This window comes from Vibrio sp. 1288, from assembly GCF_033344475.1.
Map to the genome: position 1 here is coordinate 91,620 of NZ_JAWPOX010000017.1, position 26,242 is coordinate 117,861.

The 26,242-nt window shown below is 44.2% G+C and carries 19 protein-coding genes; 7 read left to right on the forward strand and 12 right to left on the reverse strand.

Going from position 1 to position 26,242, the window contains the following annotated elements:
* Window positions 1-3: 3 nt before the first annotated feature.
* Both R8O11_RS14320 and lrp read right to left on the reverse strand, forming a co-directional pair.
* Window positions 4-3,051: a DNA translocase FtsK 4TM domain-containing protein gene (locus R8O11_RS14320; protein ID WP_025766892.1), complete on the reverse strand. Its 3,048-nt coding sequence runs from the start codon at window positions 3,049-3,051 to the stop codon at window positions 4-6.
* A 152-nt stretch (window positions 3,052-3,203) separates the two neighbouring features.
* Window positions 3,204-3,698 (reverse strand): leucine-responsive transcriptional regulator Lrp, encoded by a 495-nt coding sequence (gene lrp / locus R8O11_RS14325; protein ID WP_005378234.1) that lies wholly within the window; start codon window positions 3,696-3,698, stop codon window positions 3,204-3,206.
* 156 nt (window positions 3,699-3,854) lie between these two features.
* Between lrp and ald the strand changes: the two genes are divergently transcribed.
* A complete protein-coding gene (gene ald / locus R8O11_RS14330; RefSeq protein WP_005378241.1) occupies window positions 3,855-4,979 on the forward strand; it encodes an alanine dehydrogenase in 1,125 nt (374 codons plus the stop codon).
* A 93-nt stretch (window positions 4,980-5,072) separates the two neighbouring features.
* Here the strand turns inward: ald and R8O11_RS14335 are convergent, their stop codons facing one another.
* Both R8O11_RS14335 and cysB read right to left on the reverse strand, forming a co-directional pair.
* Window positions 5,073-6,269: a methyltransferase gene (locus tag R8O11_RS14335; protein WP_318194238.1), complete on the reverse strand. Its 1,197-nt coding sequence runs from the start codon at window positions 6,267-6,269 to the stop codon at window positions 5,073-5,075.
* A 53-nt stretch (window positions 6,270-6,322) separates the two neighbouring features.
* Window positions 6,323-7,297 carry an HTH-type transcriptional regulator CysB gene (gene cysB, locus R8O11_RS14340; RefSeq protein ID WP_025766894.1) on the reverse strand — a complete coding sequence of 325 codons (975 nt, stop codon included), beginning with the start codon at window positions 7,295-7,297 and terminating at the stop codon, window positions 6,323-6,325.
* A 313-nt stretch (window positions 7,298-7,610) separates the two neighbouring features.
* Between cysB and R8O11_RS14345 the strand changes: the two genes are divergently transcribed.
* Both R8O11_RS14345 and miaE read left to right on the forward strand, forming a co-directional pair.
* Window positions 7,611-8,375, forward strand: a complete 765-nt coding sequence (locus tag R8O11_RS14345; RefSeq protein ID WP_005378247.1) for a hypothetical protein — start codon at window positions 7,611-7,613, stop codon at window positions 8,373-8,375.
* 97 nt (window positions 8,376-8,472) lie between these two features.
* Window positions 8,473-9,243, forward strand: a complete 771-nt coding sequence (gene miaE / locus R8O11_RS14350) for a tRNA isopentenyl-2-thiomethyl-A-37 hydroxylase MiaE (RefSeq protein ID WP_318194239.1) — start codon at window positions 8,473-8,475, stop codon at window positions 9,241-9,243.
* Window positions 9,244-9,368: 125 nt separating this feature from the next.
* Here the strand turns inward: miaE and R8O11_RS14355 are convergent, their stop codons facing one another.
* A complete protein-coding gene (locus R8O11_RS14355; RefSeq protein WP_017634953.1) occupies window positions 9,369-10,997 on the reverse strand; it encodes a methyl-accepting chemotaxis protein in 1,629 nt (542 codons plus the stop codon).
* A 155-nt stretch (window positions 10,998-11,152) separates the two neighbouring features.
* Window positions 11,153-11,419: a hypothetical protein gene (locus tag R8O11_RS14360; protein ID WP_005388970.1), complete on the reverse strand. Its 267-nt coding sequence runs from the start codon at window positions 11,417-11,419 to the stop codon at window positions 11,153-11,155.
* Window positions 11,420-11,710: 291 nt separating this feature from the next.
* On the opposite strand from R8O11_RS14360, the gene R8O11_RS14365 reads away from it, so the two are divergent.
* Together R8O11_RS14365 and R8O11_RS14370 are read left to right on the forward strand one after the other, a co-directional pair.
* The gene (locus tag R8O11_RS14365; RefSeq protein WP_213866925.1) at window positions 11,711-13,039 is read left to right on the forward strand and encodes a sphingomyelin phosphodiesterase; all 1,329 of its coding nucleotides are present in this window, start codon (window positions 11,711-11,713) and stop codon (window positions 13,037-13,039) included.
* A complete protein-coding gene (locus R8O11_RS14370) occupies window positions 13,036-13,992 on the forward strand; it encodes an ATP-dependent dsDNA exonuclease (protein ID WP_225495539.1) in 957 nt (318 codons plus the stop codon). Before R8O11_RS14365 ends, R8O11_RS14370 begins: the two co-directional genes overlap by 4 nt.
* An 84-nt stretch (window positions 13,993-14,076) precedes the next feature.
* Here the strand turns inward: R8O11_RS14370 and trpS are convergent, their stop codons facing one another.
* Window positions 14,077-15,099 (reverse strand): tryptophan--tRNA ligase, encoded by a 1,023-nt coding sequence (trpS, locus tag R8O11_RS14375; protein ID WP_318194240.1) that lies wholly within the window; start codon window positions 15,097-15,099, stop codon window positions 14,077-14,079.
* Window positions 15,100-15,700: 601 nt separating this feature from the next.
* On the opposite strand from trpS, the gene R8O11_RS14380 reads away from it, so the two are divergent.
* Window positions 15,701-16,657: an AEC family transporter gene (locus R8O11_RS14380; protein WP_005388415.1), complete on the forward strand. Its 957-nt coding sequence runs from the start codon at window positions 15,701-15,703 to the stop codon at window positions 16,655-16,657.
* Between the two features lie 44 nt (window positions 16,658-16,701).
* Here R8O11_RS14380 and R8O11_RS14385 read toward each other — a convergent pair whose 3' ends face one another.
* The 4 genes from R8O11_RS14385 to R8O11_RS14400 all read right to left on the reverse strand — a co-directional run bounded on the left by R8O11_RS14385 (window position 16,702) and on the right by R8O11_RS14400 (window position 23,752).
* Entirely contained in the window at window positions 16,702-17,157 is a 456-nt protein-coding gene (locus R8O11_RS14385) for a MarR family winged helix-turn-helix transcriptional regulator (RefSeq protein WP_017635039.1), read from the reverse strand.
* Window positions 17,158-17,344: 187 nt separating this feature from the next.
* Complete coding sequence (locus R8O11_RS14390) at window positions 17,345-20,506, reverse strand: efflux RND transporter permease subunit (protein WP_318194241.1); 3,162 nt, start codon at window positions 20,504-20,506, stop codon at window positions 17,345-17,347.
* A 2-nt stretch (window positions 20,507-20,508) separates the two neighbouring features.
* A complete protein-coding gene (locus R8O11_RS14395) occupies window positions 20,509-21,648 on the reverse strand; it encodes an efflux RND transporter periplasmic adaptor subunit (RefSeq protein ID WP_318194242.1) in 1,140 nt (379 codons plus the stop codon).
* Window positions 21,649-22,114: 466 nt separating this feature from the next.
* Window positions 22,115-23,752, reverse strand: a complete 1,638-nt coding sequence (locus R8O11_RS14400; protein WP_186584348.1) for a methyl-accepting chemotaxis protein — start codon at window positions 23,750-23,752, stop codon at window positions 22,115-22,117.
* A gap of 774 nt (window positions 23,753-24,526) precedes the next feature.
* Between R8O11_RS14400 and R8O11_RS14405 the strand changes: the two genes are divergently transcribed.
* The gene (locus R8O11_RS14405) at window positions 24,527-25,516 is read left to right on the forward strand and encodes a Solitary outer membrane autotransporter beta-barrel domain (protein WP_017820055.1); all 990 of its coding nucleotides are present in this window, start codon (window positions 24,527-24,529) and stop codon (window positions 25,514-25,516) included.
* 5 nt (window positions 25,517-25,521) lie between these two features.
* On the opposite strand, the gene R8O11_RS14410 is transcribed toward R8O11_RS14405, so the two are convergent.
* Window positions 25,522-25,770, reverse strand: coding sequence for a hypothetical protein (locus tag R8O11_RS14410; RefSeq protein ID WP_005378271.1), 249 nt, complete (start codon window positions 25,768-25,770; stop codon window positions 25,522-25,524).
* Between the last annotated feature and the right edge of the window lie 472 nt (window positions 25,771-26,242).

Sequence of the window (26,242 nt, forward strand, 5' to 3'; positions counted from 1 at the left end):
TCATTAATCTTTTGGTGGCGCAGGTGCCAGTACTTCACGGTTACCGTTATGACCCGGAGCACTTACGATGCCCTGCGCTTCAAGCTGCTCTACAATACGGGCGGCACGGTTGTAACCTATCTTAAATCGGCGCTGAACACCGGAAACCGAACCTCGACGTGATTGAACCACGTGCTCAACAACTTGATCGAAGAGCGGGTCTACATCTTCATCCGCTTCCATTTGCTCACCTGGCAATAGACTTTCTGGAGTTTGATCTCCACTGATGATCTCTTCAATGTAGTTCGGTTTACCACGCGCTTTCCAGTTGTTTACAACAGCATGAACATCATCATCTGATGCAAATGCACCGTGAACACGAGTTGTATGACTTGATCCCGGCGGTAGATACAACATATCACCCATACCAAGTAGTGATTCTGCGCCGCCTTGATCTAGGATTGTACGAGAGTCCGTTTTAGTCGATACCGTAAACGCAACACGAGTTGGAATGTTCGCTTTAATTAGACCGGTAATAACGTCAACCGATGGACGCTGAGTCGCAAGAATTAAGTGAATACCTGCCGCACGCGCTTTTTGCGCCAAGCGAGCAATCAGTTCTTCAACTTTCTTACCTACCACCATCATTAGGTCAGCAAATTCGTCAACAACAACGACGATGTAAGGCAGCTTTTCTAGCAATGGCGGTTCAGTATCCATGCTGTCGCCTTCTTGCCAGAACGGGTCATGGATTGGGTGGCCCGCTTCTGCTGCCATCTTCAATTTTTCGTTGAAGCCCTTCACATTACGTACACCTAATGCCGACATCAATTTGTAACGACGTTCCATCTCGCCCACACACCAACGCAGAGCATTTGATGCGTCTTTCATATCAGTCACAACTTCAGAAAGAAGATGAGGGATACCTTCATAAATAGAAAGCTCTAGCATTTTCGGGTCAATCATGATGAAGCGTACATCTTCTGGACCTGCTTTATACAGCATGCTCAAAATCATCACGTTCACACCCACCGACTTACCAGAACCTGTTGTACCTGCTACTAACACATGAGGCATCTTCGCAAGATCTGCCACCACAGCTTCGCCCGCAATGTCTTGACCTAGCACAACCGTTGTTGGTGACGTTGCTTGCTCAAACTGAGGGCTACTGATGACATCAGATAAATAGACCGTCTGACGACTCATGTTTGGCAGCTCCAAACCGATGTAAGGCTTGCCAGGAATTACTTCCACAACACGTACCGCCATCGCAGACAATGCACGCGCTAAGTCAGTTGAAAGACCAGAAATACGACTTACTTTCACCCCTGGCGCCAAATCAAGCTCAAAACGAGTGATCACTGGACCAGGATAAATACCAACCACATCGGCTTTGATTTTGTAGTCAGCGAGTTTGCTCTCTACCAATCGAGCGACCTGCTCTAGCGCATCACGGTCGATAAAGTTTTCACGTTTTTCTGGATGATAAAGCAACTCGAGCGTTGGGAGTGGCTCTTCCGGAACTGGCAAGTTTTCTTCTTTCTGTACCAAAAATGGGTTCTGTGTTGCAGCGACTTTGGCTTGCGCATTGGAAACCATATCTTGGAATGCGGTAACATCTTGGTCGTTGTCTTGGACCTCTTCCACCTCCACTTTTTGAGGTGCAGGTTCAAATGTTGTTGAAGGTGTTGCAACTTGCTGATGAGGCGTTGTTGGCTGTGCTTGCTGTGCAGGCTGAGATTCCACTTCGTCTTCATCATCTAACACATCAAAGTCAGAGATCGTAGGCTCAATATGTTGGCTCGATTCTGTTTGCGCCGTGATGCTATCTAATACAGCAGAATCAATTGCAGGCTCTTCATGTACAGGATGCTCAATACTTGGCGGCTGTACTTGCTCTGCTTCAAATTGTTCGTACTCCGCATAATCTGGTTCAACACTGATCGGTTCTTCTGTAGCTGTATGTGGCTCTACATAGGAAGAGTAAGTGTCTGCAAATGATGGTGCTGCCTGTTCTTCAGTTCCCCAGTCATCTGCTTGTTGCGCCGCTGCTTCAAGCTCTTCTATCGTAACATTCAGTTGCTTGGTGCGTTCCAAGAGCGGATCAACGTTATCAGTGTTAACCGTATGGATAGGTTGTATTTGAGGCTCAGGTTCAGAATAAACTGGCGCAGCATTAACCGTAGCCTTGCGTTGTGGTGGCGTCGGTTCTACCATCGCCTGTTCCGCAGGCTTATCAGGTTTCGCTTGCGGCATATAAATAGGATACTCATGCGCTGGCGCCGGCTCTTTCGGTTCATCGACATCGTACGCCGTTAAATGAGGAAGCGGCTCATCATCAATTTCATGGTCTACATTGTGTTTAGGCGTAGAGACTTTGTCTTCTACAAACTCATCAAGCTGAGGTTCTAAAACTTCCTGCTCTGAACCTCTTGCCTTATTTGCAAGCGCGGCAATTAGTGCTAACGCACGATCACCAAGCCATTCCACGATGTTAAGCCATGAGATGCCAGTGAAGAGCGTAAAGCCCGCTCCCCACAAGAACAGCAATACCAATGTGGTACCGAGTACATTCAATGTAGGTAAAGCGAGGCTAGACAACACATCCCCGACCACACCTCCGGATGAAAAATACCAAATGTCATCAAAATTAATATCGGCAAGACCGCAACTGGTCATAATAAGGACGACCAGACCGAGCAGCCTTGTACCCCATAGCATGAAATCAATGGGCTCATCTTCTCCTCGTTTACGGCAAATCACCCATGCAGCCGCCGCTAGCAAGAAAGGGATTGGGTAAGCGAGAGAGCCAAATGTGAAGAATAGAGTATCGGCTAGCCAAGCGCCGAAAAGGCCACCAGCATTATCGATATCCCCTCCCCATGCGGTTTGGGACCAAGAAGGATCGGCCGGACTGAAGGTAAATAGTGCAACCGCAAGCAATACCGAGCTAAGAACGCCAACGATAAAGCAGCACTCTTTTAAGCGTTGGAAGCCATTTAAGCGTGAAGACTGGGGCTCTTCACTGGTTTTGATAATGGTTTCGACTTTCTTTGCGTTCTCTTTGAACATAAATCAACTTGAATATGGAAATGAAATAGGAAATTGCAAAACATTCCGAGCGGCATCAAGCCGCTCGGTAAATTGATTTAACCATATCAAGGAGAAAAACCCAATTACTCTCTGGCGAAAGCGGAAGCATATACCGCTTTCTTTGCAAGAAATTAACGAGTTTTGATCACAAGCTGGTTAGATTGTTTCACTTCTTCCATAACAACGTATGTGCGAGTGTCATTTACGCCAGGTAGACGTAGTAACGTATCGCCCAATAGTCGGCGGTAAGCACCCATATCTGATACACGGGTTTTAAGAAGATAGTCAAAGTCACCTGAAACAAGGTGACACTCTTGTATGTCGTCTAGCTTTTGAACAGCTGAGTTAAACTGCTCAAACACATCCGGCGCACCACGGTTTAGCGTAATCTCAACGAATACTAATAGTGATGCATCCAGGAACTGCGGATTCAATAATGCAGTATACCCTGTGATATAACCCTGACGCTCTAAGCGACGTACACGCTCCAAACATGGCGTTGGAGAAAGTCCCACACGTTTTGAAAGCTCAACGTTTGAAATACGACCGTCTTTCTGCAGCTCATTAAGAATGTTGCGGTCGATACGGTCTAGTTCCTTGGACGGCTTTTTATAGTTGTCTGCCATTTTTTATTCCACCTTATTACTTCCTTGCAAAAAAATATACTACAACTTTTTAATATTTGGTGCCAAATTTTACAAATCTATAACTATACTAGTTATTAATTCGACAATAACACCCTACTAACAGTTAATACAACCATTATAGAAAGAGGATACAGGATGATCATTGGCGTACCTAAGGAAATCAAGAATCACGAATATCGTGTTGGTATGATCCCAGCTAGCGTGAGAGAACTCATCTCACATGGTCACCAAGTTTTAGTTGAGACCAATGCAGGTGCCGGCATTGGTTTTTCAGACGATGATTACATCGCTGTCGGCGCATCCATTCTCCCTCATGCTGCTGACGTATTTGCGCAAGCAGACATGATTGTAAAAGTAAAAGAACCCCAAGCAGTAGAGAGAGCAATGCTCCGCGAAGGGCAAATTTTATTTACTTATTTACACCTAGCACCAGATTTTCCACAAACTGATGAGCTAATCAAGAGCAAAGCTGTCTGTATAGCCTATGAGACTGTAACAGATAATATGGGTCGTTTGCCACTGTTAGCACCAATGTCAGAAGTGGCAGGTCGGATGTCTATCCAAGCTGGCGCGCAAACGTTGGAAAAATCGCACGGCGGTCGTGGTCTGCTCCTAGGCGGCGTACCTGGTGTTGAACCTGCAAAAGTCGTTATCGTTGGTGGTGGCGTTGTTGGTGCAAACGCTGCTCGTATGGCGGTTGGCCTTCGCGCTGACGTCACCATTCTAGACCGTAACGTAGACACACTTCGTAAGCTTGACGAAGAATTCCAAGGTCGCGCAAAAGTGGTTTATTCTACTGAAGACGCTATCGAGAAGCATGTTCTAGAAGCGGACCTTGTTATCGGTGCCGTTCTAATTCCTGGCGCAGCAGCACCTAAACTGGTCACTAAAGAGCACATTGCTAAGATGAAGCCTGGTGCGGCAGTGGTTGACGTGGCAATTGACCAAGGCGGTTGTTTCGAAACTTCGCACGCGACAACTCACGCAGATCCAACTTACATCGTTGATGAAGTGGTTCACTACTGTGTAGCAAATATGCCTGGCGCAGTTGCTCGCACTTCAACATTTGCACTCAACAACGCTACACTTCCATACATCGTGAAGTTAGCAAATAAAGGCTACCGCGAAGCACTTCTAGAAGATAAAGGCTTCCTTGAAGGTCTAAACGTTATTCACGGAAAAGTAACGTGTAAAGAAGTAGCAGAAAGCTTTGACTTGGAATACGTTGAACCAACTCAAGCTATCGCTATGTTTAATTAATGACAAAATAAAACATAACTTGTCACGTTTTGTTTACAAAAGCCCACTCATAAGTGGGCTTTTTCATATAGAGCGTTTGGCTATAAAGAATAACTAAATCTTATATGAACAAATTAAAATATTTCTAGGTGTGACCAATTTAGGGCAAAACTCTGACAATCTAACACGGTAACCACGTTCTTCAAGATAAAGCACTTTATCTAATGCGAGCCAGATCTCCAACGGACGTTGAAAAACAAGTTGCACTAAGCTCATTCTCTCCATTTGCCAGAAGCGTTGTTCGCTTAACTTTTCAAAATGAGAGAAATCGATTTCTTGAGGAAGAACAATGCCTTTTTGCTCCGCTGCCCAGCGACAGAACGATTCAAAACCATCACTTAATTGCGACTTACGGATACTCGGCACAGGCTGATACTCTGCCATTCCCAAAGCTTGTCGCGTGATCAAATCAAACCCAAGACGAAACATCATTTCCTGCTGACGATGACGACGCACGCGCTCTCCTCCCGTCACCGTTTGTTGTAATGGGATACGCAGTTCTTGCTTAGACAATGAGAGAGAAGAAGCCCTGCCCGATTCCGACATCGGCTGGTATTGTTCCGACTGAATCAAGTGGTAACAACAAGGTGATATGGTCATCGCAGCAATCCCATTTTCACTGCCGTACTGCATTAGACGAACGTGAAGGTCACCGCATGCATGCAGTGCTACTGCGTGTTGCGTTGGCTTAAACACGGCTTTCGCTTTGCTATCAAACGCGTCGCCTTGAATAAACGTCATCTTCCAATGATGTTCATTGGCTGCTTGTTGTCCCGAATCGCACAGTGCTTGTTGGTATTCAAAGCTGGTTACAGGCTGATCGGTTTGCGTGGTCAGGATTCGCCCCAAGTAACCTTTACCTGAGCACCATTCTAGCCATTCTTCGCCACAGTGTTGTTGAATTGCAGCTTCACCCATCGAGCTAATTTGCTCCAACTTACGTCCCGGAATACCGTTATCTAAACCACGAGCGAGTTCCAAGCCGTTTAACGACAAAAGCTCTAAATGAGTCAGTTTTGCGAGTTGTTCAAGCTCAGGCAAAAACGGACTAAGTGCTTTTAACGCGAGTTCTGGTGCTGCTTTGTATTCTTCGATTTGAGAGGGAGTAAGAGACGCTAGCCATTGGCACAGTCGAGGATGTTGCTCCTGCCAAGGTAATGATGTGTGAATGCTGCTTTTAAAAGGCTCGAATCGCCACAAAGATTGGTTTTCGATTAAGCAGTCATTAATAAATTGAAATTGCGTTTTCATAGCTCCCCCTACAACGAGCGCATTGTAGAGGGAATCGAAACATCAATGAAGTGTTATCTCACCGGAAGCTCGATGTCTTTAAACATCTCTTCGATTTCTGCATTAGACTTCAACGAAATCGCCTGCTCAACCACTGGACGCGTTAAGTGCGGTGCAAAACGCTCCATAAAATCGAACATGTAAGAGCGTAAGAATGTACCACGGCGGAAGCCGATGCTCGTGGTGCTCGCGCCAAACAAATGGCTCGCATCTATTGCAACCAAGTCACCGTCCTGCTCTTCATCCACAGCCATGCTTGCGATCACACCCACACCAATACCCATACGAACGTAAGTTTTAATGACGTCTGCATCAGTTGCAGTGAACACCACTCGCGGGGTTAAACCTTCGCGGTTGAATGCTGTATCCAGCTCTGAACGGCCAGTAAAACCGAACACGTAAGTGACTAATGGGTAAGCGGCAAGATCACTGATCGTTACTTTGTCTTTCTTCGCTAGTGGGTGCTCTTTAGGCACAACTATTGAACGATTCCAGTGATAACAAGGCAGCATGATGGCATCTTGATATAAGTGAAGCGCTTCTGTCGCAATCGCAAAATTCGCTGTGCCTTTAGCTATCGCCTCAGACATTTGTGACGGTGTACCTTGGTGCATGTGTAACGACACTTTTGGATAACGAGAAGTAAAACCTTTGATGACATCTGGCAGTGCATAACGAGCCTGCGTATGTGTCGTGGTGATATTCAGCGTCCCCATTTCTGGATGGGTGTGCTCTCCAGCCACCGCTTTGATACTTTCTACACGAGCGAGAATTTCTTGAGAGATACGTACAATTTCTTCTCCAGCTGGCGTCACTTGCGTTAAGTGCTTACCGCTACGTTCAAAAATCTGAATGCCTAACTCGTCTTCCAGCAACCGAACCTGTTTACTGATACCTGGCTGAGAGGTATATAAGCTTTCCGCCGTTGCAGATACATTCAGATTATGGTTTACAACCTCAACAATATACTTCAGCTGCTGCAGTTTCATCGTAATCCCTTACTTATTCATGAGAGAGTTTATTGGCCACTCAAGCGAGCGATATAATAATTAGTTATAACGCGTTCAAATCGAAATGAACAGCAATTTCTAACTTATACCTCAATCACATACTAATAATCTTCAAGCAAGAAACAATATGCACAAAGTTGAGCCAATAAATGACCGAAGTTCTATGATGTGACTTCTATCAGTAACTAAAACGTGGGAGAGACAAAATAATCAAACAAATAAGGTGCCGAGTAAGATAAGATTCATGTATTCTTTAACGCTAGCCGCAGAAAAGTAAAGCAGACGCAAAGATATGAATATTGGTTTAATAATCGCTTTGGTAGCCATCCTACTGGTGTTAATCCTAGGCTATAACATTATGTTGCAATATAAGGTTAAAGTTGAAACCGCAAAAAGGCAGGAATCAGCGCGATATGTAGCCTTGATAGATGGTACTGAAGAGTTGATTGGTCATGCGCACCATATCCCTTTTAGTAAAGAGCTGTTGTTGTGTCTAAACAATCGCATTCTTGACGCGCTAGAGAGCATGCATGAGCTGGACCCGAAGAACAAGCAACTTGCTCAACGTATCGAAAATATGAAGCAGCAGATTACGCAGCTAAAAGAGAATGGCCCTACTGGCGAGAGTACCACTTTCAAGATGCCGAGTAGTGATAAACAAGCTATCGTCATGCTTAAGCTGGTTAAACGACTTCGCGACACTATCCGTAACGAGCACAACAAAGGCCGATTGGATACCCAGACTTACGTCACCGAAAATGCGCGCTTGGAAACGATGCAAATTCGCATCAACATTGAAAATGTCATCAAAAGAGCAAACGACTCTATCGCTCGTGGCCAACCAGGCACCGCGCTTCAACTGCTGCGTAAAGGTATCGATGCTTTGAGCACTAAGAGCGATCCTTATTCTATTCAAGCGAAACAAAAGCTTGAAGAGATGTTAGGTGACTTAGATAAAAAGCGCCAAGATAAAAGCGATGCCGAAATGCAGCAGATTGCTGACAAAGAGCGTGACAATGACATGGAAGCTCTCTTCGGCGAGAAGAAAAAGTGGTAACATTCCCTTCAGGTCAAAAAAGGCTGCAATTGCAGCCTTTTTTCTATCCGCAAGACAACGGATATGCCCAATAAAAATGTGAAGTACTAAAACTAAAATGATGAATCTAGACGCCTATCGAGATCTTCTTGCTCCCATTAACCAATTTCTGCGATGTAGTACACCTGATGAATGGGTAGAGGAAGCAAAGAAACCAGAGAACCTTCAAACCATTTTGTTAGACCACCTACTGTGCGAACTAAAAGCTGGCCAATCTGCCATGTTTTTAATTCGTAAGTATGCCGTTGACCAATCCAGTTCACATGCTCTACTTGACTGGTTTAAGCCCTACGAAGATTTTGCTTACCGTAACGTAGGCTCATTGGAAACTTTAAAAGGCAAGAGCAATATTTCTAAGTCAATCATGGCTAAGTCCGACTCACCATACAGCCAAGATTTGATCGATAAGATGGTGCTTTTGATAAAAGAGGAGTTACACCACTTTTATCAAGTTTTAGAGATCATGGAAAGTCGTGGAATTGAGTACAAAAATATTCCAGCAAGTCGTTATGCTAAAGGACTGATTTCGCATATGAAGACTCATGAGCCGGAAACGCTGATCGATAAACTCATCATTGGTGCGTACATCGAAGCCCGATCTTGTGAGCGTTTTGCCAAACTAGCACCACATATGGATGACGATATCGCAAAGTTCTACATTTCTTTATTACGTTCAGAAGCACGCCATTACCAGGATTATCTTGTATTAGCGGAGCAAATCGCAGGCAAAGATATCAGCGAGCGCATCGCCTACTTTGGACGTATAGAGGCAGATTTAATTTCTACGCCAGATACAGATTTTAAGTTTCACAGTGGTATTCCAGCCTAGCGAGCATATTCTCCCAAGGTTGAGCATACTCTGAACTTATATAGACAGAGAATAAATAAGCCGGACATTTCGTCCGGCTTATTTATTGTAGCAATGAGGTTAGGAATAAAGCTGAAACACAACAACTAGAGCTGGAATGAACCCATTCGAGTTTTCAAGTTGTGCGCTAGGCTACTAATCTGCTGACAAGCCACAGCCGTTTGTGAAGCTCCCTCAGCCATCTCTGTTGAAGCACTGTTAATATGCTCCACGCTGCGATTCAGCTCTTCGGATACAGAATTCTGCTCACTGCACGCCGTTGCGATTTGTGTGCTCATTTGCGCTATGTTATCGACAGAATGTTCAATTTCTTTTATCTGGCTATCAGCATCATTAACTTGCTCAACACACTGAGAAATACCCTCCTGACAATCACGGCTTGAATGCCCTATTTTACTGCTGCTCTCTTGTAGTTGATTAACAATTTCCACAATTTGTGAAGTGGAGTCTTGAGTGCGTTGCGCCAGAGAACGAACCTCATCTGCCACAACAGCAAACCCACGTCCTTGTTCACCAGCCCGAGCGGCTTCAATTGCGGCGTTCAGTGCTAACAAGTTTGTTTGCTCGGCAATCCCGCGGATCACATCTACGACCACATTGATATTGTTTGAGCTCGATTCAAGCTCACGTGCCAGTTCATCTGATTCTTGGATCGTATGTGATACACGCTCAATTACTGCGATAGTTTGTTGTAACGTCACCGTTCCTTGCTTTGCCACTTCCGCAGCCGAATAAGCAGAGGTTGCGCCAACTTCGGTATTTTGTGCCACTTCACTTACAGCAGCTTGCATTTCTGTCATCGCAGAAGCCACCGAGCTAAGTTCAATTTGTTGATTTTGCATACCAGAAGCGGTCTGAGAAGAAATAGCACTCACTTCCTCTACTGCTGCCGTTAGCTGAATCGTTGAGTCATTAATCTCAGAAACCAACGAATGTAAGTTTGTTTGCATACCGACAAGCTCTTTGAGCAGCGTTCCTAACTCGTCTTTGCTCAATTCGCTTTCGTCGATTTGATTATTCAATTGACCCTTGGCGATTTTGGAAGCGAATTCCAGTGCTCGATCAACAGGCCCGCAGATGACTCGAGAAAGCAACATGGCAGACATTACCATGACCAATGCGACGACAAGCGCACCAACAGCAGCGCTGTATTGTGTAAATGCCGCTTCACTTTGTACTTCTTCGCCAATCAAATTCACCAACTCATCGTTCAACGCGAGGGTATCATCCAAGCTGCTCAACGCTTTTGAGTAGGTATCGAAACTTGATAAAATTACATCATTTGCACTTTCAGCATCGCCTTGGCTTAGCAATACGTTGTAAGTCTTCGTTTCTTTGATGTATTGATTCCAAGTTTCTTTAAAAACGCTAAAGGACTGCGTTTCACGCTTATTAAGGTCGAGCTTTTCGTATTCTGCAATACCAGCCTGCACATCAGAACGCCATTGGTCGAGGCCTTTTAACCACTCACCAATTTTGGGGTGATTTGCGTTTGGCAATAAAGAGAACTCATCTTTACGCACTTTAGTAATATCAACTTGGATACCTTTCAAAATCGCAACAGAAGGTAAACTTTTATCTGTTAACACTGAGATGTCTTTATTCAGTGTTAACAAACCTTGCACCAACATTACTGACACTAAACCAAACACGGCAAAAACGGTTAAATAACTAACCGATATTTTCTTTACGACACTTAAGTCTTTAATACGCATGCACTTTCTCCCCGCAGCCTTTCCAAACCTCTCACTTAAGTGAAAGCTTAACCTCTAAAACACACTGTTTTTTGCGCTCGATATCATTGAACGCTCTTATATACATCGGCTTGAGAGATCAAATCTTGACCAGTAATTGATAGTTTTATCATATGCTATTTTAGAGATAGGCTCGTATGCTCCGTATTGTGTCTACATCTTTTCATGAGCGCTTCTCGGCGCAGATCCAAGATCTCATCGATGAGCTTTTCTTTCGCATTTATCCCAAAATGCTGGGCATAATTTTTTACTTTTGCTATCTCATTAGGTTGCAAGCGGTACACCTCTTTCTTTAAACGCGCTTCTGCTTCACTTCTAATCAAACCTTGCTCTTGTAACAATTTAATGATGGTTTCATCGGTTGGATTTACTGCTCTAGCCATGGTGCTCCATCTATCAATTTGAGTTCTAGCCATATAGCTAGATGAATGACGCCGCACAACTTATAGAGCAAAGATGACAGCTTGATTGCAGTGAATGCAATTCGTTGACTGTTGGTACTATTTTCCACCGCTTTAACGGCCACACACTCAATATCCCCATTCTCACCATTGAATAAAGATCACATTCTGATAACAATTTTCAGCGCTGGCTTAGATGTCATCCATATTTAACGTGCAAGTAACATTTATAAACAAGAATGATTGCTCTAGTTCAAATGATGGAAAAATAAGATGAAATTTTCGCAGTGGAGCCTTTTATTAAGTAGCTTGATAGCGTTACCCAGCATTGCAGATACCGACGTTTACCTAACGAATAACTCTGATCAACCGTTAACTATTCAAGTAAAACATGAAGGCAGTGATTTGCTTCAATACGGGGAAGAATGGCAACAACATGTGCAGGTACTTGGTCCGTGGGAAACTAAATCTATATTAAGCTTCAACCGCTGGGAGGGCGTGAAATCAAATCAAACTTACCGTTTTGAAACTGTGGTTTCTAGCCCCGAAGGTGAAAGCATAACACTCAATCAAATAATGGAAGGCCATTGGTACAATTCGACCATTGAATACGGCTTATCCGCAGCCGATGTCGAGTTATCTCTCAAAGATGATCGTAACATTCATCGTGCCAACACTAACGCTTTTGGTACGAGAGAAACCGAACTGGCATTTAAGTCAGACAGTACCGCTCGATATGATGATCTTTACTACACCATCACGCCAAGCAAGGTAGCGGAGTCTGTCGACAACGAAGAACAAAACCTTAAGTTGATGACTTATAACATCTGGGCGTTGACGGCTATTGCATCGCACATTAGAGATCGTTACGAACTGATTCCTCAACATGTAAAAGGTTACGATGTTTTGGCGCTGCAAGAGGTGTTTGCCAGCGGCCGTGAAGCATTCTTACGTGAGTTAGCCAAGGAATATCCTTACCAAACAAAGATGTTAGATAAAGAAGGCGTTAATATTCATGATGGTGGCGTAATCATAGTTAGTCGCTACCCTATCGTGAATGAAGCGCAATATGTCTTTCCCGATTGCTCTGGTACAGACTGCTTTGCCGATAAAGGCGTAAATTATGCGGAAATAATTAAAGGTGGTCAGGCTTACCATGTGTTTGCTACCCATACCGCATCTTTCGATACAGACACCGCCCGTGAGTATCGTCAGCGCCAGTTCAAACAAATCCGCGCACTCGCCCAATCTCTTGACATTCCTTCAAGCGAAACTGTGGTATACAGCGGCGACTTTAACGTAAACAAAAGAAAGTTCCCTGGTGACTACCAACAAATGATCGCTAACTTAAGTGCCATAGAGCCTCAGTACTCTGGTTACACGGAGTCAACCTTTGATCCCCGTATCAATAACTTCGCAGGTGAAGCGTTATCAGGTGGCGAAAACGTGGAATACCTTGACTATGTTATGGTGAGTAGTGAATACGGGGTGAAATCATTCAATGACAACCGTGTAGACGTGCCGCGCACAACCGCAGAGAGTTTATGGAAACACTATAACCTTTCTGACCATTTCCCAGTAAGCGCAACAATCAAGCCATGAAGAAAATCGCTTTGATAATAATGTCCGCCATTATGGCGGGCATGATATTTTTAACTTTCAGTCACGATGTTCAAAAAGAAGAGCTCGCTTCCTCTCCTTCCCCTAAGACAAAAAATCAGAGTGTCTCCAGTACATCACCACAAACAAGCAGCATCGTTCCCGATACAGATACTTCACCACAAACAGCTAAGCTCCCTTCCACAGTTCAAATAACGACTGAGCGATTAACTCAACTCAAAGGCAGGAAACTTGTCGCTGAACTTGAGACGTTTTGGCATGAGTGTATGTTGAACCGTAGTTGTGAAGAGCAGATCGCCTTGTTTGAGGCGCATTTATCTTTAGCTCGATTCCAGCTTTTGGCGAACTACCCTCAGCTCAGCAGCCAATGGCAAGAGAGTGTAGGAAATTTGTTATTTGATGAGCAACAATCACTGGCATCGCGTATTGCACAGCTGAAGAACGAAGCAAGAAGCATCTGGGGAGAATTGGCTGATATTGTTTTCGCGGATGAGTTCGCGCTGTACGATTTCAACTTAGAAGCCCAAAAGCTGGACACTCAAAGCCCAGATAACTTTTTGCGAGCTTTCGAGCAACTCACCATTGACTGGCAAGAACATGCAGGTGCTATCGGGCTAACAAGCGACCAGGAAAAATATGAGCGTGCGGTCACCCTGATTCCTAATAGTATAAGCCTACCAGATCGCTTGGCGCTCATCGCAGAGCTAGAACGAACTTACTTAACGAAAGAAGAAACTAAAAACATTCATGCTCGTCAGCAGCAAATTACAGAACAAAAAAAACAAGTCAAAGATTACCAACAAGCATTACAACAACTTGAGTCCAAGCTAAGAACGCAAAGAGCTTCTAGCCATTCAAATTTGTCAGAACCGGAATGGCAAAGCTATTACCAACAAGAAGTCGCGGATTTTCGTCGTGAATTTTTTTCTTCTTAACAATGCGCTTTGACTGACTGGGAACTTAAAAAGGCACGTTGCTAACCAGCCGTCGTGCCTTATGTTCAACTCTCTACTTTTAATTCAGAACAAATTTAAACCAAATACATCTTTCACATCAAATAGCACTTTTTCGGTTTTCTCGCGAGAACGCTCACTACCTTGTTTTAAAATATCAATCAGCTGCGCTTTATCATTCAAATACATAGCGCGCTTTTCTCGAATAGGGCGAAGCATCTCTTGTAAGCATTCTTCTAACACTTTCTTGGTCAAACCATCACCTAATCCACCTCGTCGATAATGGTCTTTTAGCTGTTCGACATAATTTTTATCAGGATGAAAAGCATCGAGGTAGATGAATACAATATTCCCTTCGACTTGGCCAGGGTCCTCAATTTTCAGATGATTGGGATCGGTATACATAGATTTCACTGCCAAAGAAATCTCCTTTTCGGAGGCCCCTAAGTTGATTGCGTTCCCCATGCTTTTAGACATCTTATTTTTACCGTCAGTACTCGGCAAACGAGGTGCATCGCTGAGTAATGGACGGCATTCTCTAAGAACCTCTTTTCCACCCAGATGGTTTATTTTTCTCACGATTTCATTAGTTTGCTCCAACATCGGCAGCTGGTCATCACCCACTGGTACTAGCGTCGCATGAAACCCCGTAATATCAGCAGCTTGAGAAATTGGATACGTTAAAAAGCCTGCGGGAATAGAGCGTTCAAAGCCTTTACATTGAATCTCATTTTTAACCGTGGGGTTTCGCTCTAATCGTGCGATAGAAACAAGATTACTGTAATACATTGTCAACTCGGCTAACGCTGGAATTTGGGACTGCAACGTGATCGTAGTTTGAGCGGGGTTGATACCAACAGCCAAATAATCTGCAACGACATTGAGAATATTAGAGGATACCTTTGATGGATTATGCGCGTTATCCGTCAACCCTTGCATGTCCGCGACCAAGATCGTTTGCTCGTGCTCCGTTTGCAATTTGACTCGTTGTTGCAATGAACCAATATAGTGCCCGAGGTGTAATGGACCTGTTGCTCGATCTCCGGTAAGTATAATTTCACGCTGAGATGTATTTTTATGGGTATTCATATTTGTCTCCAAGTATTTAATAGATCGCTACTGGAGATAAAAAGATCAAACACTCTTAGCTACCATCCAGCAGCTTAAGAATGTAAGTATTCCGCGCCGCTCTATTTAGAGCGCCACCAAGAGAAGGTTGTTAATGAAGGGCGAACGTGTATTTTCATGTTTTTTAAACTAACAGCACATACCGCAGAACTCAATCTGTTTTGTACTGAATTAGAGTGAGTGTTCCAACAGCCAATTAAGAGGATTACATTGGTAAAGACATCGCAATGACCAAAACCGCACCAAATACCGAACCAGAGACAAACGCACACAGTACAGTTTTGTTGTGTTTCCTTTTCATTGATGAACTCCTATCCATAACTACGATGACCAGCCCTCACATCTAATACGCATGTGGATGCATCACGACAACGAGTTAACCAACATATCTCACGTAGGACCAGTACCGCTTTGTTAAATTGGGACCTCGTCCATAACTTGGAGTGTAAATGACTCCGGAACCTACAACAGAAGAAAATTTCATCACGTTACTGTCCTACCCTCCGGGTTTGTGGCTTAATAGGCAACAGGAACACTTTTTTCTTTTGCTGCGGATACTTACATGGAAGCTGTTTTACATCAGTTGCAATTCTCTTTGTCGATAACCGGACCTATCTGTTTGATGTTGGTACTTGGCGTTCTTTTTAAGCGCTTTGGTCTAATCAACGATAATTTTATCGAAGTAGGCTCTAAACTGGTGTTTCAAGTTACCTTGCCTGCAATGTTATTTGTCAGCATTGTGGCTTCAGAACACGACTTTTCCGCGGCAAGTGGATTCGTCAATTTCGGCGTCATCGCTAGTATTTCGTTTTTCATTTTCACCTACCTTTCCGTCAAACTTCTGTTCAAAGCATCGCCTGACCAAGGCGTTCTTATCCAAGGTGGGTTCCGAGCAAATACAGGTATTATTGGTATCGCTTACGTTGCCAATGCGTATGGTTCTCAAGGTGTGGCGCTAGCAGCGCTCTATGTCGCGGTCACCACATTTATTTATAACGTCCAAGCGGTAATTTGCTTATCGCCCAAGGGGGCAACGTCTGCCTCGCAAGCAGCAAAGATGATGGGCCGAACACTGACTAGGAATCCGCTCATAATCTCCATTGTTCTAGGAATGGCTTTTTATTTACTCGCTATTCCAGTACCGAATGTGGTTATTGACGCAGGAGACTACTTGTCCAAAATGACATTGCCTTTGGCGCTGTTGTGTACGGGTGGCTCACTTGACTTTAGCTTGATGAGAAAAGAGAAAGGTCCATCTTGGTTTGCGAGCAGTTACAAGCTCATCGTAGCGCCAGTCATCATCACCATGGGAGCTTACTTAGTAGGATTTCGAGGAATTGAGCTAGGTATTCTTTTCTTTATGAACGCCTCTCCAGTCGCTGCTGCCAGCTATGTCATGGCGCGTTCCATGGGAGGCAATGCCACGTTAGCTGCAAATATCATCGCACTCACTACGGTGCTTTCTACCGTGACCTGTACGTTGGGCATCCTATTTCTTAAGTTCTACAACTTAATATAATTGGTCCGCGATAAAATAAAGACGCTAAACGGCATTGATGTCAGTTACTGGTCGTGATTCGCAAAAGTGAGCTTTCTTACCAGACGAAAAAATTCACTCGCTTCAGATTCCGACAAACAAGAAAAAAACTCTTTCTGTAAATTCGTCATGATTTGATGAACTTGCTTTAAAGCATTTGCTCCCTCTTTTGTCATGCTTAGCATTTTAAGGCGCTGATTCGATTTACTTTTAGAAACTTGAACAAACCCTCTCTTTTCCAGATTGTCCACCATCCGCTTTGCTACACTTCGCTCAGTTCGAACCGCATCAGCCAACGCTTGCTGGCTCATAGGTTGAAATTCTTCTAAAGCGGCCAGTGCACTTGCCATTTCTAGTGTCATCAAATTTTGCCGAGAGAGCTCGGCTTGGGCACGATTGCGGTACATGCGCTGCATCACACCGCAGACAAACATAGGGCTTTGATCCAAAACGGAAATTGGAGAAATTTTCTGATCTTTCATCGTCGTTTTTCTTCTTTAGGCTTTCATTCGGTCGAAAAGGCTGTGCTGATACTGCACACAACACGCCGTCTTTCAGGCTCGCGTCATAGACGGTAACCACCAAGTGAAAACATAAAATAAAGAGCGCCGAAGCGCCCTTTTATTGTGTTTATTATCACTAGTATAACTCAGTTAACACAACCAAGTCCTACTCGCTTTGCTGAGTGGGTTTAGTGCTGGTCTCAGACAACTCTGCCTCCGACTCTTTTCTCGCACGTCGATCAAACAATCGCTCAACCACTACAAAGAAGATTGGGACGAAGAATATACCCAATATCGTGGCACTGATCATGCCACCAAGTACGCCGGTACCCACTGCGTTTTGACCTGCCGATCCCACACCTGAACTGATAGCAAGTGGTACCACACCCAAACCAAAAGCAAGCGATGTCATGATAATTGGGCGCAGACGAACGCGAACAGCATGTAAGGTTGCTTCGATAAGCCCAGCGCCTTTCTCATAGTAGTCCTTTGCAAACTCAACAATCAGAATGGCGTTTTTGGTTGCCAAGCCGACCGTCGTTAATAAGCTCACCTGGAAGAACACATCGTTATCCATACTGCGCGTCATTACCGCAAGCACAGCACCAAGCACACCAAGAGGAACAACTAACACCACGGCGAAAGGTACTGACCAACTTTCATACAAAGCGGCAAGAACTAAGAATACGACGAGGATAGATAGCGCATATAGCATCGGCGCTTGGTTTCCGGAAAGGCGCTCTTCATACGAAATACCATTCCAGTTCACCGTGAAGCCTTCCGGTAGCTTTTCTACCATTGCTTCAATTTCTTCCATGGCTTCACCAGTACTTACACCAGGAGCTGCATCGCCTTGAATATTCATTGCTGGCAAACCATCAAAGCGCTGCAAAAGAGGAGAACCATAGGTCCACTCGCCACTCGCAAAAGCAGAGAAAGGCACCATCTCTCCTTTAGCGTTGCGTACGTACCATGAATCGAAGTCTTTTGGCTGCATGCGGTATTCCGCATCACTTTGTACCATCACTTTCTTCACACGACCGCGGTCAATATAATCGTTAATGTAAGCCCCGCCCCATGCAGCTGACAGGATTTGGTTTACGTCATTGATACTGACATCCAAAGCACGAAGTTTGACGTGGTCAATGTTCACTTTGTACATTGGCGCATCTGCCTGACCGTTTGGACGAACACCAACAAGTTTCGGGTTTTGTGCTGCCATGCCCAGAAGTTGCCCTTGAGCCGCAACTAATGCATCGTGCCCTTTATTCAACGAGTCTTGGAGATAGAAATCGAAACCTGTCGAGTTACCTAGCTCTTGAATCGCTGGAGGGGCGAACGCAAACACCAAAGCTTCTTTAATAGTAGAGAAGTACCCCATCGCTCGGCCCGTAATGGAAGCGGCATCGGCGCCTGGCGCTTCACGCTCAGACCAATCTTTCAGGCCGATAAATGCCATACCCATATTTTGGCCTTGGCCTGCGAAACTAAATCCAGCAACGGAGAAGACAGATTTTACATTGTCTTTTTCGTCTACTAGATAAAAGTCACGCATTTTCTCAAGTGTTTTTTCCGTCTGCTCTTGTGTTGAGTTAGGCGGCAAAATAGCCATTGAGAATACTGTGCCTTGGTCTTCATCTGGCAAAAATGACGTTGGAAGGTTCATAAATAACCAGCCAGCACCTGCACTCATTGCCAAAAATACAACCAACATGCGACCTGTGCGTTTTAAAAGTTTAGCAACACCGGTTTCATAGCCAGCTGTCATCGCATCAAACTTGCGGTTAAACCAGCCAAAGAAGCCTTTCTTTTCTAGAAGCTCAGCATCGCCTTTTTTCAGTAATGTTGCACATAATGCTGGAGTCAGAATTATCGCAACCAAAACGGAAAGCGTCATAGCCGCCACAATAGTTATTGAAAACTGACGGTAAATAACCCCGGTAGAACCAGACATAAACGCCATAGGGACGAATACCGCTGAAAGCGTCAACCCCACACCAATCAGGGCACCAGTGATCTGCCCCATCGATTTTTTGGTCGCTTCTTTGGGCTCCAACCCATCTTCATGCATCACACGCTCGACGTTTTCCACCACAACGATGGCATCATCCACCAGCAAACCGATAGCCAGAACCATCGCGAACATGGTTAACGTGTTTACGCTAAATCCAGTCGCGTACAAAATAGCGAAGGTTCCGAGCAATACGACAGGCACTGCGATCGTTGGAATGATCGTCGCACGGAAGTTCTGCAAGAACAGGTACATGATTAAGAACACAAGAAGAATAGCTTCTAATAGCGTTTTAACCACTTCTTGAATCGAGGCTTTGACGAATGGCGTTGTTTCAAATGGGTACGCAATCTGCAACCCTTCTGGGAACGTTGCACTCAGTTGTTCTAAGCGCTCTTTTACCGCATTGGCTGTCTCAAGCGCGTTTGCGCCAGTACCTAATGAAATACCTAACCCCGACGCTGGGAAGCCATTATATTGGCCTCGAATATCATAACTTTCTGCACCACGCTCAACGCGAGCTACATCTTTCAAATAAACATTCGAACCACTGGCGTCGGACTTAAGAATGATGTCTTGGAACTCTTCTACACTGCTCAAACGACTTGCAGAAGAAATCGTAGCATTCAACAACTGACCTTCCTGCGCAGGTGCCGCACCAAGTTGACCTGAAGAAACTTGCGCGTTCTGTTCACTGATCGCGTTCGCTACATCGATTGCGGTCAAGTTGAACTGCGTAAGCTTAAATGGATCCAGCCAAACTCGCATCGCATACTGCGCACCAAACGCCTGCACTTGTCCTACGCCAGTTACACGACTTATCGGGTCTTGAATATTCGTTACAACAAAGTCGCCGATATCGTTTTCTGTAAAGCCAGGATCTTCAGAATAAACTGCGACAACCATGAGAAATGCCGTATTGGATTTATTGACGACAATACCTTGGTTTTGTACCTCCATCGGCAATGAAGTCAATGCCAATTGCAGTTTGTTCTGCACCTGTACTTGCGCGATATCAGGATCAGCTTCGCTATCAAACGTCAGGGTAATTGTCGCATTACCAAATGCATCACTGCTCGATGATAGGTAGCGAAGGTAATCTAATCCCGTCATGTTTTGCTCGATAACTTGCGTTACCGAGTCTTCAACGGTTTTTGCTGATGCACCTGGATAGCGAGCACTGATGGTGATCGTCGTCGGTGAAATCGTTGGGTATTGCGAGACGGGTAAATTGAATAATGACATTACCCCCGCCAACATCGTTAGAATCGCGAGAACCCAAGCAAATACCGGACGATCGATAAAAAATCGTGTCATGATTACTCCTGTTCACCGTTTTGGATAGTTACCGAACTGCCTGGCCCTACCTTTTGTAAACCGGCGGTAATGACTTTATCACCCGCGTTCAAACCATCAATAATGCGCCATTGGCTATTGTTCGCTTCAGCAGTCTTCACTGGTTTCGCTTCCACTTTGTTCTCGCCATTAACCGTCATCACTGTCGCTTTACCTGTCGCATCACGAGATACCGTATTTTGTGGTATTAGAATCGCATCAGGGTCGACACCAGTAATGACCGTCGCACGAACAAACATTCCAGGTAGCAACAAACCGTCAGGGTTTGGGAATTCGGCACGAAGCGTCACGCTGCCCGTACTTTCGTTCACATTGACCTCAGTAAATTTCATTGTGCCTTTGTGTTCGTAAGTGCTGCCATCTTCAAGCATCAATGTAACTTGCGCAGAGTCATCTTCTTGCATATGGCCTTGGGAGAGTGATGCTTTCAAACGCAGCAGTTGCGCGGATGATTGCACAATATCAACATTGATAGGGTCAAGCTGCTGAATGGTCGCTAATTTGGCAGCTTGGTTAGCCGTAACCAACGCACCCGCTGTCACACTCGATTTACCGATCACCCCGCTAATCGGAGCTTTGACTTGCGTATAATCTAAGTTGATTTTTGCTGTGTTGATCTTGGCTTTTGCGACTAGGACCTGCGCTTTCGCTTCTTTGTATGCCGCTTCTGCTTCATCCAAGTCTTGTTGGCTGATGGATTTTTTGGTGATCAAGGTTCTGTAACGCTTCACCGTGGCATAGGTCGACTCTGCCGCAGCTTGCGCACGGATTAATTCCGCTTCAGCGCTCAGCAAATCCGCCTGAAATGACGAATCATCAATTTGATATAGCGACTGTCCTTGTTCAACAAATCCACCTTCAACAAAATTTCGTTCCGAAATAATGCCAGTAACTTGCGGACGAACTTCTGCTTCTTTGAATGCTCGGCTACGCCCCGGCAACTCTACTGTCAATGCTTGGCGCGTTGGCTGCACTGTTAACACTTCTACTTCGGTTGCGGGCGCAGGACCACCACCTTGGCTCGATCCTTCTTCGCTAGGTTGACATCCAACCACAAAAAGGCTCGACGCAATCAGCAGAGATAGCGTGGTTTTACGTCTCATGAATTTTTCTCTCTTATCTACCGACAAGCCTTCAAGATTCCTTATTAAAAGCTTCTAGAATGACTTAATAATGACTAACGGATGTATATCCAGAACAAATTAATTAGGATGATAAATACCCAGTGTTGTACATACAACAAAATTTACAGTTCTATACGCTTACGAAAAACGTTTATGGTAAAGGTGTTATGAAGTTCTCAAATTTGAAGATTTTGGGTTGGAAATCACATTTTCCTGTGTGCAATTGCAATGGTTAAAAAGCAGCAAAAGTGATGATAAAAACATCATCACGCTGTACAGAGTTTGTTACCGCTGTCTAGGGTTATTTGCCCACTCTGGTATACGAACTAAAGTGAGAAAGGAATGTAAATATAGTCGAAATTTCACAAGTCAGGTTCGCCACTTATCTAAAAAATAACCCGCTAAGAAGCGGGTTATTTCGTCAGTGAGATTGCTGTTCTCAAGCTTATACTTTGAACTGACTGACCTGATGATCTAAACGTTGAGTTTGCTCTGACAACATGGCTAAAGAAGCTTGCGCTTGGTTTACGATTTCCACAATTGAAGTGCTACTGTCTGCAATGCCTTGTACGTTGCTATTTACTTCGTCACTTACTGTACTTTGCTGGCTCGCAGCCGTTGCAATGTGTGTATTCATCTCGTTCATACGTGAAATCGCGTTCAAGATTTCAGAAAGGGATTCACTCGCTCGGCCAGCGGACTTGATCGTTTCATCACTGCTATTTTGGCTACCGCGCATCACTTCTACAGCTTGTCCTGCACCAGATTGTAGCTTTTCAATCATGGTTTGGATTTCTCCCGTACTCTGTTGCGTACGACTGGCTAAAGAACGAACCTCGTCCGCTACCACAGCAAAGCCTCGCCCTTGCTCTCCAGCGCGAGCCGCTTCAATGGCTGCGTTAAGCGCTAATAAGTTTGTTTGCTCGGCAATACCACGAATTACATCCAGTACGGACGCAATGTTACTCACATCATGATCCAATGTGTTAATGACGTGGCTTGCGCTTTCGATTTCACTTGCGAGGCTACGAATTGAGCTAACCGTTTGATCCAAAATAACATTGGTATTGGTAAGTTCATCATTCGCTGTTTGGCTCGCAACCGCAGCTTCGTTAGCGCTATCGCTTACATTTCTGCTGGTGACTTGCATTTCATGCACTGCCGCCGCTACCGCCTCGCTATCTTTTTGCTGAGAAACGGTCGAGTTCGCGATGGTCGTGGTCAACGAGCTAAGATTTGCCATTTCGTTACGTAAGGTATTTGAGCTTTCAATTACCTGAGCGACTGTCATTTGAATTTTGGACACAAACTGGTTAAATGCGTCTGCTAAATTGCCAATTTCGTCTTGTGTTTTTACATCGATTCGCTGACTTAGATCACCTTCACCGGACGCAATTTCTGTCATCGCATTTTTAATATCATTGATAGGCTTCACAACCGTTTGCAACAACAAAAACGCCATCGCAATAGCGGCCAGAATAACAATCACAATGCCCGCTTCAAGAATGAGTTCTGCTCTTGTTGCAGCCGCTGATATTTCGTCCTTCAATTGGCTTTGCTTTTCTTCTATTGCATCTTTTACAACGTTAAGCTGCGCTCTAACCTCGATAAATTGGTCTTCAAAGGTATGTTTGTGCTCATTGTAGTAACCACGCCATTGAGATTGAGGTAAACGTAGCATCGCCTCATAACTTGCTAACCATTTTTCACCCAAAGAGACAAGCGTTCGAACTTCATTACCATGTGTAGAAGGCGTCACACCGGCTTGCGATAGCTCAATCATTTGTTCCATACGCGGCAGCGCTTTGTATGCGTTGTCTTTGTATTCACCGATGTGGTGATCAATATCGGTTTGAGTATCAGAAAGAGCAACACCTTGGATTGCAGATGTAGCTTGGTAAAGATCGCGGTAAGCATCCTCAATCGTTAATAAGTTCGGCACGATCTGTTCGTTGAGTGTCTCACTCAATTCAGATTGCTTCCAACTTGTCATAACGTTTAATACAGAGCTCACAATAAACAATCCAATAATCAATGACAGCGGAATCACTATCTTCTGCTTGATCGTTAAGTTCTGGAACATGAATAGACTCTCTTTATTTATGGTATACAAACTGCCGGAAATTATATCAAACAAATAGAGTATACTATTAGGTAAAAGAGGCTATTCAACATGAAATCTAATGACTTTTTGACAAGGGTTCTAATTTCAACAATTAGTTGATTTTATACAAAATTTAACAAAGAGATCTTTTCAAAAGATGCAAATTAAAATGCTCTTTCAAAACGAAAAATATGTAACAGAAAGTGAATTAAAAGGGACCACATTTTGAAGAATAGATCGACTCAATGATTTACTGAGAACACATACAAAACACAGTTCTTGGATTGAGCACCACCGCGGAATATGCAAAGGTCCGAAAATTTCTTCTAAAGCTCAAAAAAACCATTGTTTATCTGACGTATTTAAGGGTACTCCTTGATGATGTTAGTCGTGATGTTGGCAGACAGGATGCTTACAAGTTTTCGAAGTTAACCAGTAGCACAGTGAACGATTCAGATTTTCTTGAGCGCCAAGGCAATAAAAAAGTTTGCTATTTTCCTCTCAAGAGACGCATTAAAGAAAATAATGCAACCTAGTCACAAAGTCTTGCTACATCTTCAGAAAAGAATGATGTTGCTAAACAAATCTGGTGCAGCATACACATTGAAGCTAAACTCGTTTAAGGAACTTTTTCATATCAATATGAGAAAACATAGATTTCTCAAAGTTACACCGACCATTCAACGATTAAACTAATGTTAGCGTACCGGTACGTCCAAAAACTCCATGCATGAACCATTTGAAAGAGCCAAAATGTTCCAACCCAACTTCGCCTCAGTGGAGTGGCGAGTCGTTTCGCTCGCTCTCCTACTCTCTCTTCCTAACACAGCTCAAGCGGATCCACTAGATAAGGAAATTAGCAACCTTCTCCAACAACGTTTTTCTATCGCGGTTTTGCTGTCCGACACTGACGCAATTGCGTTTGGTATTGGCGACTTTGATCCGAATGCATTATTTGATACCGCCAACCCAGAGTTCGGGACTGACGAGTCAATCAATGAACGTCGAAGCAAATCCGTATATGTTCTCCCTTACACGACTAACTTTGACATAGAGGGCAGCGAGGACTTACATGAGCTGTCGTTTAAGGCATTTACGATACAAACAGAGAATGATCTCAAACTATTCGGCACAAGTAAGGATCTTCTCAAGGAAAGGACATACGGTGCATCGATTGGTTATGGGTATCTATACAAAGCAAGTGAAAACGTCACCCTTAGCACCAGAACGACGACTCACCTTATGCGTTATAAAAACTCATTCTCTACCGATAATAAACTTTCATCCATCATTGGAAGAATCCTAGACGGCCGTGCCGTTAACGTTTCAGCATGGGCGGCAATAGTTCAACCATCCATTAAAGCCAAATACACGTCTCCCACAATTTGGGGGAAATGGCATGCCAGTTCGACATTGAATTCATTCATTGGGCACAGCTGGGGAAGCGCAAATAACGGCAATATAGGCAACCCTAAAGGTTGGTACCTATCTAATGAAATCACCGGTTACTACAATATTTATCACGGTGAGCAGGCTTTATTTACCGGGATTAAAAGAGTCGACCTTTCGCATGATTTAAGCGATGAACTGGGAAGTCCGCATTACTACGAAGCTTCTATAGGATGGCTATTTTATGCACCAAAGCCCTTTGATTGGTTGGACAATTTCGGCATAGGCGTTAACTTCAACTACGGCTCGACTCTCAGAGGCGGCAGCATTCAGCTTTACTACAACAAACAATAAAGCCGTCAATACAGGAACCAGTTGGTAGCATATATAACAAGAAGAACGAGAAGACACAAAAGGAATGGCAGAGTTAGCGTCTTCGCAAACTTTTTCATGAGACTTGGGTTATCAAACACCACACCTTCCGCTTCTCTTACCCTTCGCTCTTCGTCAAAATGCCATTTAATGGCTAAGTAGGCTCCTATCCCTAATACAATAAGCTTAAAAGCTCCAGCAAAGTAAGGAAAGAAATTAGCCCAACTGTCATTCATTATCCATCTCCATCAAATTCAATATCAGCTTTGCGGTGGCAGAATCCAAAATTCATGTAGAATGCCCCCCTCAAAGTCAGACTCTCTGGCTAGCGCCAGTCTACTGCTCGAGATAGCTGTCCACAACTCTCTTTACCATATCGGCATCTATTAATTATTTAATAAATAATAAGAAAGACACTAGCACACTTGCTGAAAAGTAAGTGTCAGTTTGGATTGAAACTCATCAGAAATCGAAAATGGTCCGCAGTCGACTTGTTGATCTAGTGAAAGCCGAATTACCTAGCGCCAAATCGTTCGCTAGTATAAAAATGTAGCCTATCGCACTTCTGGTCGAGTGCTAACGAACTTATGATGCATATGTCATTAGCAGTGCAATTTTAAGTTTATCAATTGGCTATGTTCCCTTTAACTGTTGTTATACTTAAAGTAGGCAACGATTGGAGGGAACTCCTATGCTTCAGTCACAGTT